This is a genomic window from Kitasatospora sp. NPDC056181, from assembly GCF_042266225.1.
Lineage (GTDB): Bacteria > Actinomycetota > Actinomycetes > Streptomycetales > Streptomycetaceae > Kitasatospora.
This window is the reverse complement of the sequence record NZ_JBHJUK010000017.1, coordinates 1-13,862: the sequence shown is the minus strand read 5'-3', so window position 1 is coordinate 13,862 and position 13,862 is coordinate 1. Positions and strand designations below refer to the sequence as shown.

At 75.1% G+C, this 13,862-nt stretch carries 13 protein-coding genes; 8 read left to right on the top strand and 5 right to left on the bottom strand.

Going from position 1 to position 13,862, the window contains the following annotated elements; translation table 11 throughout:
• Nucleotides 1-61 precede the first annotated feature (61 nt).
• Nucleotides 62-1,444: an FtsW/RodA/SpoVE family cell cycle protein gene (locus ACFC1F_RS09805; protein ID WP_376156892.1), complete on the bottom strand. Its 1,383-nt coding sequence runs from the start codon at nt 1,442-1,444 to the stop codon at nt 62-64.
• A gap of 575 nt (nt 1,445-2,019) precedes the next feature.
• Between ACFC1F_RS09805 and ACFC1F_RS09800 the strand changes: the two genes are divergently transcribed.
• The 3 genes from ACFC1F_RS09800 to ACFC1F_RS09790 all read left to right on the top strand — a co-directional run bounded on the left by ACFC1F_RS09800 (nt 2,020) and on the right by ACFC1F_RS09790 (nt 5,413).
• Nucleotides 2,020-3,024 carry a cytochrome c oxidase assembly protein gene (locus tag ACFC1F_RS09800; protein ID WP_209412081.1) on the top strand — a complete coding sequence of 335 codons (1,005 nt, stop codon included), beginning with the start codon at nt 2,020-2,022 and terminating at the stop codon, nt 3,022-3,024.
• 444 nt (nt 3,025-3,468) lie between these two features.
• The gene (rsgA, locus tag ACFC1F_RS09795; RefSeq protein ID WP_376156890.1) at nt 3,469-4,611 is read left to right on the top strand and encodes a ribosome small subunit-dependent GTPase A; all 1,143 of its coding nucleotides are present in this window, start codon (nt 3,469-3,471) and stop codon (nt 4,609-4,611) included.
• 217 nt (nt 4,612-4,828) lie between these two features.
• Nucleotides 4,829-5,413, top strand: coding sequence for a YdeI family protein (locus ACFC1F_RS09790; RefSeq protein ID WP_376156888.1), 585 nt, complete (start codon nt 4,829-4,831; stop codon nt 5,411-5,413).
• A 135-nt stretch (nt 5,414-5,548) separates the two neighbouring features.
• Here ACFC1F_RS09790 and ACFC1F_RS09785 read toward each other — a convergent pair whose 3' ends face one another.
• Nucleotides 5,549-6,004, bottom strand: coding sequence for an ASCH domain-containing protein (locus ACFC1F_RS09785; RefSeq protein WP_376156886.1), 456 nt, complete (start codon nt 6,002-6,004; stop codon nt 5,549-5,551).
• A 277-nt stretch (nt 6,005-6,281) separates the two neighbouring features.
• Here ACFC1F_RS09785 and ACFC1F_RS09780 point away from each other — a divergent pair, with 277 nt between their 5' ends.
• Both ACFC1F_RS09780 and ACFC1F_RS09775 read left to right on the top strand, forming a co-directional pair.
• A complete protein-coding gene (locus ACFC1F_RS09780) occupies nt 6,282-7,859 on the top strand; it encodes a DNA-3-methyladenine glycosylase 2 family protein (protein WP_209412085.1) in 1,578 nt (525 codons plus the stop codon).
• Complete coding sequence (locus ACFC1F_RS09775) at nt 7,856-8,365, top strand: methylated-DNA--[protein]-cysteine S-methyltransferase (RefSeq protein WP_209412086.1); 510 nt, start codon at nt 7,856-7,858, stop codon at nt 8,363-8,365. The genes ACFC1F_RS09780 and ACFC1F_RS09775 overlap by 4 nt, the downstream gene beginning before the upstream one ends.
• A gap of 239 nt (nt 8,366-8,604) precedes the next feature.
• Here the strand turns inward: ACFC1F_RS09775 and ACFC1F_RS09770 are convergent, their stop codons facing one another.
• On the bottom strand, nt 8,605-9,141 hold the full coding sequence (locus ACFC1F_RS09770) for a GNAT family N-acetyltransferase (RefSeq protein ID WP_376156884.1): 537 nt from the start codon (nt 9,139-9,141) through the stop codon (nt 8,605-8,607).
• Between the two features lie 40 nt (nt 9,142-9,181).
• Entirely contained in the window at nt 9,182-9,763 is a 582-nt protein-coding gene (locus ACFC1F_RS09765; RefSeq protein WP_376156883.1) for a MarR family transcriptional regulator, read from the bottom strand.
• A gap of 100 nt (nt 9,764-9,863) precedes the next feature.
• On the opposite strand from ACFC1F_RS09765, the gene ACFC1F_RS09760 reads away from it, so the two are divergent.
• From ACFC1F_RS09760 to ACFC1F_RS09750, 3 genes are read left to right on the top strand one after another with little or no spacing between them, the layout of a single operon-like run.
• Nucleotides 9,864-11,438, top strand: coding sequence for an MFS transporter (locus tag ACFC1F_RS09760; protein ID WP_376156882.1), 1,575 nt, complete (start codon nt 9,864-9,866; stop codon nt 11,436-11,438).
• Nucleotides 11,439-11,470: 32 nt separating this feature from the next.
• Nucleotides 11,471-12,067, top strand: a complete 597-nt coding sequence (locus tag ACFC1F_RS09755) for a TetR/AcrR family transcriptional regulator (RefSeq protein WP_376156880.1) — start codon at nt 11,471-11,473, stop codon at nt 12,065-12,067.
• A complete protein-coding gene (locus tag ACFC1F_RS09750; RefSeq protein WP_376156879.1) occupies nt 12,064-12,918 on the top strand; it encodes an SDR family NAD(P)-dependent oxidoreductase in 855 nt (284 codons plus the stop codon). Before ACFC1F_RS09755 ends, ACFC1F_RS09750 begins: the two co-directional genes overlap by 4 nt.
• Nucleotides 12,919-13,101: 183 nt before the next feature.
• Here the strand turns inward: ACFC1F_RS09750 and pth are convergent, their stop codons facing one another.
• A complete protein-coding gene (gene pth, locus ACFC1F_RS09745) occupies nt 13,102-13,731 on the bottom strand; it encodes an aminoacyl-tRNA hydrolase (protein ID WP_376156878.1) in 630 nt (209 codons plus the stop codon).
• Nucleotides 13,732-13,862: the final 131 nt, after the last annotated feature.

The window sequence follows — 13,862 nt, the reverse complement described above, 5'->3', positions numbered from 1 at the left end:
GGTGGCTCCGGGGTGGTGTGTCGGAGGGGGGATCGGGGTGGTGTGTCTGTGGGTGGTCGCGCTAGGGGGAAGGCTCCAGGGCGGTCCGTCCGGCCGAGTCGCTCAGCTTCACCAGCAGGGCGGTCATCAGCCAGTTCGCCAGCAGTGACGAGCCGCCGGCCGCGAGGAACGGCAACGCCTTGCCGGTCAGCGGGATCAGCCCGCTGACCCCGCCCACCACCACGAACACCTGGAGCGCCAGCGCCGCCGACAGTCCGGTGGCCAGCAGCTTCCCGAACGGGTCGGTCAGGCCGACCGCGGTCCGCAGCCCGCGCTGCACCAGCAGCGCGTAGAGCAGCAGCACCGCCGTCACCCCCGTCAGGCCCAGCTCCTCGCCGACCGTGGTGAAGATGAAGTCGCTGCGCCCGGCGAAGCCGATCTCCCACGGGTGGCCGATGCCGAGCCCGGTCCCGGTCAGGCCCCCGGTGCCCAGGCTGAACAGCGCCTGGGCCGGCTGGTCGGAGATCAGCGCGGGGGAGTGCACCGGGAGGTAGTAGTCCAGCGGGTGCAGCCAGGCCTCCACCCGGCCGTGCACGTGCGGCTCCAGGGTGCCGACCACGGCCGCTCCGCCGACGGCCATCAGCAGGCCGATCACCATCCAGCTGGTCCGCTCGGTCGCCGTGTAGAGCATGACGACGAAGACGCCGAAGAAGATCAGCGAGGTGCCGAGGTCGCGCTCGACGACCAGCACCAGCAGGCTGACCACCCAGATCGTCAGCACCGGCCCGACGTGCCGCCCGCGCGGCAGGGTCAGCCCCCAGAAGCGGCGGCCGGCCAGCGCCAGCACGTCCCGGTAGGCCATCAGATAGCCGGCGAAGAAGATCGTGATGGCGACCTTCACGAACTCGTCCGGCTGGAACGACAGCCCGCCGAGCCGGATCCAGCGCTTCGCCCCGAAGGTGTCGCCGGGGAAGAAGGCGGGTGCGGCCAGCAGGATCAGCGCCCCCGTCATCAGCAGGTAGACGTACCGCTGGAAGACGCGGTGGTGACGCACCGCCGCGATCAGCACCACGGCCGCCACGACGGAGATCACTACCCAGGTCAGCTGGGCCGGCGCGGTCGGGATCTTCTGCCAGTCGCCCTTGGTCGCGTGTGCGAGCCGGTAGGAGAAGTCCAGGCGGTCGAGCAGGACCAGGCCGAAGCCGGTCAGCAGCACCGCGAGCGGCAGGATCAGTGGGTCCGCGTACGGGGCGAAGCGGCGCACTGCCAGATGGGCGGCCAGCGCCAGCAGGCCCAGGCCGGCGCCGTGCGCGGCCAGGCCGGGCGGCAGGTGGCCGGTCAGTCCCAGGGCGGCGTCGACGTGCCCGGCCAGGCAGACCACGACGGCGAGGAGGAGCAGGAGGAGCTCGACGTTGCGAAGGCGCGTGGCCCGGCGGCGGCCCTCGCCGCGTGCAGTGCTCGGCACCCTTGCGTCCCCCCGCCGGCTCCCCGTGGGCGGAGTGCCGACGGCGCACCCTTCCAGACGAGCCCGGCGGCCGCGGCGGTTGCGGCCCGGTGGGTTGGGGGAGGGCGTGGCCCGGCACGAGGTGAGGGGAGGGCGTGGCCCGGCGCGGGGCCGAACTTTGCAAAGTGTTGGTGGCCGGCCTCGGGGAGGGGCGGGGCGTGCGCTTTGCAAAGTGTCCGGGATGGCCTCCTGGCGGGAGGCGGGAGGCGGGAGGCGGGAGGCGGGAGGCGGGAGGCGGGAGGCGGGAGGCGGGAGGCGGGAGGCGGGGCCGGCCCTGGCCCGGGGCGCGGTCCCTGCACTTTGCAAAGTGGCCGAGGGGTCGACTTTGCAAAGCCGGGGTCGGGGTTGGCAAAGCCGGGACCATGCTTGGCAAAGGCAGAGCCGGGGTTGGCAAAGCCTTGTTCGGCCCGGGGTATAGAGAGGCGCCCTGACGTCGGTGATCCACTCCTGCGTGGCCATCATGGCCGGGTGCCGTCCACTCCGCCCGGACGACGGCGAGGCGGCAGTGGAACGGCACGGACGAGGTGAGCAGGCGGATGGACGCTTCGGTGCAGACGGTCGGGTACCACGGGCCGCCGCCCTGGCACTGGTCCGACCTGGCCACCTCGTGGACGGCCGAGCCCCTGGTGCTCACCGTCGCCGTACTGCTCGGCGGCTGGTACCTGTCCGCCGTGCGGACGGTCGCCCGGGTCGAGGGGGAGCGCTGGCAGCCCACCAGGACGGCCGCCTTCGCCGGCGGCCTGCTGCTCTGGGTCTGGGCGACCTGCTCCGGTCTCGGCGTGTACGAGCGGGTCCTCTTCACCGACCGCGCCGTCCAGGTCGTGCTGCTGCTGATGCTGGTCCCGCTGCTGCTCGCGCTCGGCGCCCCGGTCTCCCTGCTGGCCCGTTCCTCGCCGCCGCACCGCCGGGAGCGGATCCTGCGGGCGCTGCGCAGCCGTCCGTCCAGGGTGTTGATGTTCCCGGCCGTGTCGACCGCGCTGCTGCTGGCTCCGCCGTGGCTGCTCTACTGCACCCCCTGGTACGAGGAGTCGCTGACCAGCCCGGTGGGGAACGCCGTACTGCACCTGGCACTCGTCGCGCTCGGGCTGGCGTACTTCTGGCCGCGCCTGCAGATCGACCCGGTCGGGCACGAGTACCCGCACCTGGTCGGCCTGTTCATCACCTTCGCCGAGGTGGTCTTCGACGCGGCCCTCGGCATCCTGCTGATCTACGGGGGCCACCTCGTGGCCGGGCACTACTACGAGGCGCTCGGCCGGCCCTGGGGACCGAGTCCGGTGCAGGACCAGACCTGGGGCGGCAACGCGCTCTGGGTGCTCGGGGACCTGGTCGGGCTGCCGTTCGTGGCCGCGCTGGTCCGCCGCATGATCGTGCAGGGGCGGGAGGAGAACGCCGCCGTGGACGCCGAGTTGGACGCCCGCTTCGAGGCGGCCGCCGCCGAGGCCCGGTCGGCGGGTGCACCGGCGGCGGACGAGCAGGGCATGCGGCCCTGGTGGCTGGACGATCCCGGCCTGCGGCACCGGTACGGCGGGCGGCCGTCCTGACCGGTCGGCGCGGGTCCGCTGCGGACCGCCGTGCTTCGTCCTGGTCCGTTGCGGTCCGGCCGCTCCGCCGCCGTTCGACCCGTTCCGCTGTGCCCTGCCCTGCCCCGCCCAGCCGTGCCCTGCCCTGCCCTGCCCAGCCGTGCCCTGCCCTGCCCTGCCGCGCCCCGCTTCGCCCGGTCCCGGCCGAATCACCGCAGGTCAAAAACCGGTTGGCAGGGTCGGTGGCGCTCGTTACGGTGTGAGCAGTCCATTCGGGGGCCGCTCTGTTCGCCGGCCCAAGGAGAAAGCAGGAGGTGAGCCACGTGGCTGTCACTGTCGTCACGGCTGCCCTGAGCAGCGCTCGCACACACCACCTCTCCCTCCCGGCCGCCGGCTGACACCGCCGCACTCGCGCGCGCAGCCGTAGCCCGGCGGGATCACTTTCCTCCCGAAGGGCCCACTGCGTTGTTCAACGCTGCCTCCGTTTCCTCTTCTTCTCTCCTCACCTCCTCCGACCTCACCTCCTCCGCGACCTCGGACTCCCCGCTGGTCGGCTACGGCTGGACGGCCGAGTTCGCGGAGTACTTCGCCCCGCTCGCCGAGGCCGGGCTGACGCCTGCCCGGATCGTCCGCGTCGACCGGGGCCAGTGCGACGCCGTGCTGGCCGACCCGGAGACGGGCGAGCTGCGCACCGTCCGGGCCGACACCCGGCCGGTCGGCGACGCCGACATGATCAACTGCCCGTGCACCGGCGACTGGGCGGCCGTGGACCTCGCGGCCCAGCCGATGCCGACCGTCGCGGCGCTGCTGCCGCGCTCCACCGCGATCATCCGCAAGGTGGCGGGCAAGCGCTCCGACGGCCAGGTGCTGGCCGCCAACGTCGACACCGTCCTGATCGCCGCCTCGCTCGCCGCCGAGCCCGACCTCGGCCGGATCGAGCGTTTCCTCGCCCTGGCCTGGGAGTCCGGCGCCGAGCCGGTCGTGGTCCTCACCAAGGCCGACCTGGTGGACGACGCCGACTTCATCCGGTCCGACGTCGAGTCCATCGCACCCGGCGTCACCGTGCTGGTGGTCAGCGCCGAGACCGGCGAGGGGGTCGACGTGCTGCGCGCCTGCACGCCGGGCACCACCGCCGTCATCGGACAGTCCGGCGTCGGCAAGTCCACGCTGACCAACGTGCTGGCCGGCACCGACGTGATGGCCGTCCAGCAGGCTCGCGCGGTCGACCAGAAGGGGCGTCACACCACGACCACCCGCGAGATGATCCCGCTGCCCGGCGGCGGCGTGCTGATCGACACCCCCGGCCTGCGTGAGGTCGGCCTCTACGGCGGCGAGGGCGTGGCGATGGCCTTCTCCGACATCGAGGAGCTGGCCGAGGACTGCCGCTTCCACGACTGCGGCCACCACACCGAGCCCGGCTGCGCCGTCCAGGCCGCCCTGGCCGACGGCACGCTCCCGCAGCGCCGGATGGACAGCTACCTCAAGCTCCAGCGCGAGAGCGAGTGGATCGCCTCCCGCTCGGACGCCCGGCTGGCCTCGGCCCGGCTGAAGAAGTGGAAGACCATCACCAAGTCGGTGCGTGCCGCGGGAGGGCCCGTGAAGAAGTGACCGCCGGCGGCCGGGCCCCTGGCGGCCCGGCCGTCTCGGCCACCCCGGCCGCACCGGACGGACGTCGCCCGGCGGCCGGCCGTGGTCGTTCGGCCGGTGGTCGCCCGGCCCGAGCCGTCCGTTCCGTTGTCGCCCGTTCGGTGGCCGTCCGCCCGGTGCTCTCCCGTCCGGTGGCTTTGCCGGCCGGGCGGCGAGGCGCGCCGTTAGCCTGAGCCCCATGGACGGGAACGAGATCGACGGGGTGGAGATCATCGCTTTCGCGGACGCCGCGGCGTTCGAGAGCTGGCTCGCCGAGCACCACACCCGCCAGGAAGGCGTGTGGATCAAGCTGGCGAAGAGGAAGACCGGCATCCCGACGGTCAGCAGCGACGAACTGGTCGACCTCGGGCTCTGCTACGGCTGGATCTCGGGGCAGCGGAAGTCGCTCGACGCGCAGTACTACCTGCAGAGGTACGTGCCGCGCCGGCCCAGGAGCCTCTGGTCGCAGGTGAACGTCGACAAGGTGGCGGAACTGACCGCGGCCGGGCGGATGCGCGAGCCCGGGCTGGCCGAGGTGCGCCGGGCGCAGCAGGACGGGCGCTGGGCGGCGGCCTACGAGTCGCAGAAGTCGGCGACGGTGCCGCCCGACCTCGCGGCGGCGCTCGAAGCCGATCCCGTGGCGGGGCGGGCGTTCGAGGCGCTCGACCGCACGGCGCGCTACCAGCTGATCCTGCCGCTGCTCCAGGCGCTCACGCCCGGGACCAGGAAGGCGCGGCTCGACCGGGCGGTGCGCACGCTCGCCGGCGAGGACCGGACGGCGTGATGCGGCGCGACTCCCGGGGCGCGGCACGGCCCCCGTGATGCGGCACGACCCCCGTGATGCGGCGTGACTCCCGGGGCGCGGTATGGCCCGCGGGGGGGCGACCGACCGCGCGGGGGTGCGGCACGACCCGGCGGGTCAGCGCAGGTCGGCCACCAGGCGGAAGCGCTCCAGGACGACAGGCGTCGCGTCGTTCACGGTGAAGTCCGGGTCCCCGACCGCGGCGCGCATCTGCTCGCTGTGCCAGAACCGCTCATGGGTGGAGCGCCATTCGGCCACCGTGGTGTAGCCCTCGCCCTCGTCGAGGGCGTGCTGGAGGCCGACCTCGACGAGCGGGACCACCCGGACGTCGGTCGTCTCGGTCACCGCGACCGGCCGGCCGTCCGAGTCGATCACCGCGTAGTGCGCGCCCACCTGCGGCAGCGGGTCGCCCGCGTGCTCGTAGTCGGCGAGCAGACCGGTGGTGCTCGTCTTGGCGCCGCTCAGGACGGCCGCGACCAGCTGGTCGCGCAACGGCCCGGGGAAGGCGAACTCCCCGACCGGCAGCCCGGTGACCTTCGGGTCGTTCGGACCGGTGTACGACTGCTCGCTCATGGGGGCTCCAGTGCCGGGGCGGATGCCGAGGCGGTCAGGGGTGAGACGGTCAGGGAGGTGAAGCGGTCAGGGGGTGAGACGGTCGGGTGAGGCGGTCACGGGTGGGCGGCCGACCGCGTCGCCGACTCCGGTCACGGTAGCCGCGGGGTGGGTGCCGGGCACCCCGTTTTTCCGCCGGGTGCCGCGCGCTGCCCGGGTGCCGCGCGCCGCCCTGCCCGGTGCCGGCCCCCGGAGAGCGGAGCCCGCGCCGGCCGCGCCGACCGCACCCTCCACGCCCATGTCCGATACCCGCCAGTCGACCGCCCGCCGGTGCCGCAGACTGGACTGCGTGATCGACGACGACATCCGGTACCGGGCCGTGGACAGCCGCGACGCCCGCTTCGACGGCGTCTTCTTCACGGCCGTCACCTCGACCGGCATCTACTGCCGGCCGAGCTGCCCCGCCGTGACCCCCAAACGCGCCAACTGCACCTTCTACCCCAGCGCCGCCGCCGCCCAGGGCGCCGGGTTCCGCGCCTGCCGCCGCTGCCGCCCCGACTCGGTGCCCGGCTCGCCGGAGTGGAACCACCGCGCCGACCTGGTCGGCCGCGCGATGCGGCTGATCGGCGACGGCGTGGTCGACCGCGAGGGCGTCGCCGGTCTCGCCCACCGCCTCGGCTACAGCTCCCGCCAGCTCCAGCGCCAGCTCACCGCCGAACTCGGCGCTGGGCCGATCGCCCTGGCCCGCGCCCGCCGAGCCCAGACCGCCCGGCTGCTGCTCCAGACCACGGCACTGCCGGTCACCGAGATCGCCTTCGCGGCCGGCTTCGCCTCCGTCCGGCAGTTCAACGACACCGTCCGCGAGGTCTACGACCGCACCCCCAGCGGCCTGCGCGCCGAGGTCACCGCCGGCCGGCGCAACGCCACCCCGGCCGGTGGCCTCACCCTGCGCCTCGCCTACCGCGGCGCGTTCGACAGCGACCACCTGGTCGACTTCCTCGCCCTGCGCGCGGTCCCCGGCGTCGAGGAGGTGGTCCCCGGCGGGCGGCCCGGCGTCCGCACCTACCGCCGGACCCTCGCCCTCCCGTACGGGCACGGCATCGCCGAGGTCGACGGGCTCGCGCCCGGGGAGCCGCGTACGCGCGGGTGGCTGGACTGCCGGCTCTTCCTCACCGACCTGCGGGACCTGCCGACCGCCGTCCAGCGGCTGCGGATCCTCTTCGACCTCGATGCCGACCCGGACGCCGTCGACGAGCAACTCGGCGCCGACCCCGTGCTCGGCGCCCTGGTCCGCTCCCGTCCGGGCCTGCGCTCGCCGGGCCACGTCGACCCGCACGAGCTGGCCGTCCGCGCCGTGCTCGGCCAGCAGGTCACCGTCGGCGCCGCCCGCACCCTGGCTGGCCGGCTCGCGGAGAAGTACGGCACCGCACTGCCCGAGCCCAGCGGCGGGCTGCGGCTGCTCTTCCCGGCCGCGGCGTCCCTCGCGGCGGCCGACCCCGAGGACTTCGCGATGCCGGCCGCCCGCCGCCGGGCGCTCACCGGCCTGTGCGCCGCCCTGGCCGAGGGCGTCGTCCGGCTCGACGGCGGAGTCGACCGGGAGGCGGCGGCCGCCGAGCTGCTCGCCCTGCCCGGCATCGGCCCCTGGACCGTCGGCTACCTGCGGATGCGGGCCCTCGCCGACCCGGACGTCTTCCTGCCCACCGACGTCGGCATCCGCCACGGCCTCACCCGGCTCGGCGCCCCCGGCGACCCGAAGTCCGCCGCCCGCGCGGCCGAGTCGTGGGCACCCTGGCGCTCCTACGCCGTCCACCGGCTCTGGGCCGGCGCCGCGGGCGACCACAGCACCGGAACGCAGAAGGAGAAGCAGGACGCATGAGCACCACCGTCTACACCCACATGGAGAGCCCGTTCGGCCGGCTGCTGCTCAGCGGCGTCCTGCCGGAGGACGGCGGCCCGGCCGCCCTGGCCACCGTCACCGCCCCGGGCCAGAAGTACGCGCTCGCCGAGCCCGCCGACGACTGGGTCCACGACCCGGAGGCCCTCGCCGAGCCCGTCGCCCAGCTCACCGCGTACTTCGAGGGCAGGCGCACCACCTTCGACCTGCCGCTCGCCCCCGTCGGCACCGAGTTCCGCCGGCAGATCTGGGCCGCCCTCGACGCCGTCCCCTACGGCGAGACGGTCACCTACGGCCGGCTCGCCGACCTCGCCGGCGCCTCCCCGAAGGCCGTCCGGGCCGTCGGCGGCGCCGTGGGGGCCAACCCCCTGCTCATCGTCCGCCCCTGCCACCGCGTCCTCGGCGCCAACGGCACCCTCACCGGCTTCGCCGCCGGCGTGGACCGGAAGCGGTGGCTGCTGGACCTTGAGAGCGGGGCGCTGTTCTGAACCGGAGCGGGGCCGGCCAGGAGGCCTTCCGGAAGCAGCCGGAAGGCCTCCTGGCCGGTCGGCGGACCGACCGGCCGGTGGCGGCCTGCCCTACCTCGGCGCTGCCCTACCGTCGGCGCTGATCACCGGCCGGCGGTGACCAACGGTCGGAACCGCTCGGCGGCCGAGGGCGGTGGTGCCAGGTGGCGGACCGACCGACCAGGTGGCCGACCGACCGGGTGGCCGGCCGGCCCGGCTGGTCAGCCGGCCTCCGGACGCAGGTCGACGCGCCAGTCGTTGCTGCGCATGGGGCGGCCGGGAGGGAACTCGAAGTCCGTCTCGCCCAGGAGGGTGAAGCCGGCCTTGCGGCAGACGGCGTTGGAGGCGGGGTTGCCGACGGACGGGAAGGCGTGCAGGTAGCGGTGCCGGGCCGAGGTGCGGGCGGCGGCGACGGCCAGGCGGACGGCGGTGGCGGCGATGCCACGGCCCTGGTGGGGCGGGAGGACGTTCCAGCCCATCTCGTGGACGGTCCTGCCCTGCCAGCTGCGGGTGCCGTAGCCGACGGTGCCGACGGCCTCGCCCCCGGCCCCCTCCGCCGCCTCCGGGAGCAGGACGATGCGGTACATGCAGCCGGTGCCCGAGGGGACGAAGTCGAGGTAGCGGCGGTGGCGGACGAGGAGCTGCTCCGCCGTCTCCGGGCCGCCGACGTGCTGTTTCATCTCGGGGACGTTGACCCGGCGGAGCAGGGCGAGGTCGGCGTCGGTCCAGGGTTCGAGGCGGATGCGCGCGGAGTCCATCCCGGGACGCTAGCGGCGGCGGCCGCCCGGCGGCACCCGGTTATTCGGGAGCGGCCGGCCGGGCGAGGGCGCGGGCGAGGTTGTCGAGGGCGGGGAGCGCCAGCATGACGGCCTCGCGGTCGGCGGGGGAGAGGGTGCCGAGGGCGGCCGCGATACGGCGTTCGTGGGCGCTCTGCCAGTCGTCGAGCTGGCGTCGGCCGGCCGGGGTCAGGGCGATCCGGGCGGTGCGGCGGTCGCCGGGGTCGGCCTGGCGGTCGACGAAGCCGGCTTCCAGCAGCTTGCCGACCAGGCCGCTGACGGTGTTGGGCGCGAGCCGCTGGCGGGCGGCCAGCTCGCCGACCCGCAGCGGGGCGGCGGCGAGCGACTGGAGGAGTTCGACCTGCGCCATCGGCAGGGACTCCCACGGGTAGTCGGTGCGGATGCTGCTGCGCAGCGCGCGGCGCAGCCGGGTGACCACGTCGGTGAGCCGCCTCGCGCGTTCGATCGCGGGGAGCGCGAGGTCCGTGCGGGGTGCCGGGTCCGCCTGGGGTGCGAGGTCCGTCTGTGGTGTCGGGTCCGGACGTTCGGCGGCCTCGCGCTGTGGTCCGGCGGCGGGGTCGGGAACGGGCGGTGACGGCGACATGGCGGACAGCGTATCGCCTGGTGGCAGCCGCTCCGATGCTCCGATCGTCTGACGGTCAGCTCGCAGAGGGAACATATCTGCATCCGATATATTTCGCCGTATGAACGCCACCATCCTCGCCGCCAGGCTGCTCACCGAGCGGCCCCGGCCGCGCGGCATCGCCCGGTGGCGGCACGCCCACTGGCTGGCCGTCGGCACCGTCTGCCTCGGGGCGTTCCTCGGGCAGCTGACCGCCAGCGTCACCGCCCTCGTCTTCCCCGCGCTGGGTCACCACTTCCACGCGGACTTCGCCGCCGTCGAATGGGTGGCGCTGGCGTACCTGCTGGTGCTGGTGGCCCTGCTCGCGCCGGTCGGATGGCTCTCCGACCTGGTCGGCCGCAAGACCATGTACCTCGGCGGCTTCGCCGTCTTCGCGCTGGCCTCGCTCGGTGCGGGCCTGGCCGGCAGCCTCGGGGTGCTGGTGGCCTGCCGGGCGGTGCAGGCGGTGGGCGGCGCCATGATGCAGGCCAACAGCGTCGCCCTGGTGGCGCGCGGCGTCCCCGGGCACGCGATGCGGCGGGCGCTCGGCATCCAGGCGGCCGCCCAGGGGCTCGGCCTGGCGCTCGGCCCGAGCCTCGGCGGACTGCTGGTGGCGCACGCCTCCTGGCGCTGGGTGTTCTGGATCAACGTGCCGATCGGGGTGCTGGGCATCCTGGCCGGCTGGTTCCTGCTGCCCCGGACCCGCCCCGAGGCCGAACCCGCGCAGCCCGGCGCGCGGCCGGACGCCCGCCCCGGCGTACGGCCCGGCGCGCGGCAGGGTACCCCGCCCGGCGTACGGCCCGGCACGCCGGCCGCACCCGGGGTCGAGCCCGGGGCCGAGCCCGCCAAGGCGGAGGACGGGGGCCGCTTCGACCTGCCCGGCCTGCTGCTGCTCACCGGCGCCACCACCGCGCTGCTGCTCGCCCTCTCCACCGCCTCCGGCCTCCCGCTGCCCGGCTGGGCGGTGGCCGTGCTGCTGCTCGCCTCGGCGGTGCTCGCGCTCGGGCTGGTGCGCCAGGAGCGGCGGGCGAGCCGGCCGCTCCTGGCCCCGGGGCTGGTCAACACCCCCGGGGTGCGGCCCGGCCTGGTGGTCGCGCTGATCGGCTACCTGCTGCTGTTCTGCCCCCTGGTGCTGGGCCCGGTGCTGCTCACCGGTGCGGGCGTCTCGGTGGCCGGGGCGGGCCTGGTGATCACGCTGCTCCCGGCCGCGTTCGCGCTCGCGGCGACGGTCGGCGGCGGCCTGCTGCCCCGGGGGTGGTCGGACGTCACCCGTTGCCGGGCGGGCGCGGCCGTCGCGGGCGCCGGGCTGCTGCTGTTCGCGGTGGTGCCGGCGGGCGGCGTGTCCTCGGCGGGCCCCCTGCTGATCGCCGGCTGCGGGCTCGGCCTGCTGCTGCCCGCCAACAACGCGCTGGTCATGCGAGCGATCCCGGCGGAGTGCTCGGCGGTCGGCGGAGGCATGGTGAACATGGCCCGCAGCCTCGGCACGGCCCTCGGCACCGCGCTGCCCGTACTCGGCGTCCACCTGGCCGGTGCCGCGGTCGGCGGCCGGACGGTGCTGCTCGGGCTCGCCGCCGTCGCCGCCCTGGCGGTGGCGCTGGCCCGCCCGGCGGCGCGGCCGCGCGGCCTCCGCACCCCGGGGAGCCCGCAGGACTCTTGACAGCGGCTGCGAGCGGAATGAACATTCATTCCGTGACGCCCAGGAAGCCGGACCTCCCCCAGTCCCTGATCGACGCCGCCATCGCCCTGTTCGCCGAGCGCACCTACGAGGGCACTCAGATGCCCGCCGTCGCGCAGCGTGCCGGGGTCGGCGTGGGCAGCATCTACCGGTACTTCCCCAGCAAGGAGGCGCTCGGCAACGCCGCGTTCCAGCACGCCAAGCGCGCCCTGCTGGACCAGCTGGCCGAGACGCTCGCCGAGGGCGGGCCGGCCGGCTCCGTCCGGGAGGAGTTCGGCCGCTTCTGGCGCGGCTTCACCCGGTACGCGAGCGAGCGCCCGGAGGCCTTCGCCTTCCTGGAGCACCAGCAGCACGACACCTTCCTCGCTCCCGAGAGCGTGGAGCTGGCCGCCGAGATCGACCGCGTCGCCACCGACTTCATCGCGCGCGGGCAGGTGGCCGGCGAGATCCGCGAGGGCGAGGCCGACCAGCTGGTCGCGCTCGCCGTGGGGGCGTTCGCCGGGCTGGTCCGGCTCCGCCGCCCCGGCGGGCTCGCCGCTCTCGGGCCCGGCGACATCGACCGGGCGGAAGCCGCCGTCTGGGACCTCCTGCACCGAAGGGCCGCACCATGACCTCCCCGCAGACCGTGCTGATCACCGGTTGTTCCTCCGGGATGGGCCGAGAGGCCGCGCTCGCGCTGCACCGCCTCGGCCACCGCGTCCACGCGACCGCCCGCCGACCCGAGTCGCTCGCCGACCTGGCCGCCCAGGGCATCACCACCTCGGCGCTGGACGTCACCGACGAGCGGTCGATGGCCGACGGGGTGGCGGCGGTCGAGGCCGAGCACGGGCACGTCGACGTCCTGGTCAACAACGCCGCCTACGGGCTGCACCTGCCGGTCGAGTCCGCCACGCCGGAGGAGGTCAGGGCCCAGTTCGACACCAACGTCTTCGGCCTGGTCCGGATGGCCCAGCTGGTGCTTCCCGGCATGCGCCGGGCCGGGCGCGGCAGGATCGTCAACATCTCCTCGATGGCGGGCCGCTTCTCGCCGCCCGGCGGCGCCTTCTACCACGCCAGCAAGCACGCGGTGGAGGCGATCAGCGACTCGCTGCGGCTGGAGGTGGCCCCGTTCGGGGTGGAGGTGGTCGTGGTCCAGCCCGGCCCGACGATCACCGGGTTCGGCGCCACCGCCGTCGGCACCATGCACGGCGGTCCGGCCGACGATCGGACCGACCCGTACGGGGCGTTCCGCCGCGAGCTGGCCGACATGTACGCCAACCGCGCCTTCACCCGGCGCGGCGGCGCCGTTCCCGCAGAGACGGCCACCCGCGTGATCGTCCGCGCCGTCACCGCGCCGCGCCCACGGGCCCGGTACGCGATAGGCATGCTCGCCCGCGGCACGATGCTGGCCAAGCGGCTGCTGCCGGATGCCGCCTTCGACGCGCTGATGCGGCGAAGCTTCCCGCTGCCCAAGGTGGTCTGAGCCGGCGGGCCGGGGCCTCGACCCGCTCCGCGCCGGTGCGGTGCCGCCTCGACACGGTCCGGGCCGGCGCGACACCGGCGACAGCGACCCTGTTGACGCGGCACCGGCGTCAGTGGCCCTGCCGGCGCGGCACCGGTCGACAGGTCCGCCGAAGCGGCACCGCCGCGGCGGCCCCTGCCGGGCTCAGACCGCGGGGGCGTGCAGCGCGTCCTGCGCCCGGTTCAGGCCGCGGACGACGAGGGTCTCAGCGGCCTCGGCACAACGGTCCAGCAGCACCGGCAGCCCGGCCTGCTCGTCCGCCGAGAACTCCTGGAGCACGAAGTTCCCGACCGTCTGCCCCTTCGGCGGCCGCCCGACACCGAAACGGAGCCGGACGTAGTCGCGCGTCCCGAGCGCCTTGGTCACCGAGCGGGCGCCGTTGTGGCCGCCCGGGCCGCCGCCGCGCTTCAGCCGGCCGGCGCCGAACGGGAAGTCCAGGTCGTCCTGGACGACGAGCAGGCGCTCGGCCGGGACGCCGTGGCGTCGCAGGAGCCCGGCGACCGGGCGCCCGGAGAGGTTGATGAACCACTGCGGCTTCGCCAGCACCACGCGCCGCCCCTCCACCTCGATCTCGGCGACCCGGGTGCCGAGGCCGCGCAGCCGGAAGCGGGCGCCGTGGCGCTCGGCCAGCCGGTCGACCACCAGGAAGCCGGCGTTGTGCCGGGTGCGCCTGAACCACGGGCCGGGGTTGCCCAGGCCGGCGACCACCCAGGTGGTGCCGGCCGCCGACGGCCGGGGCTCGGCCGCAGCGGGCGGGGTGGGGCCGGACGTCATGGGGTGGTTCCTCCGGGAGCAGGGAGCAGGGAGCAGGGAGCAAGGAGCGGGGAGCGGGGAGCGCGGACGGCCGGGGTGCGGCGGACCGTACCACCCTCCCCCAGTAAAATAAAAACAAAAGACACAGCAGA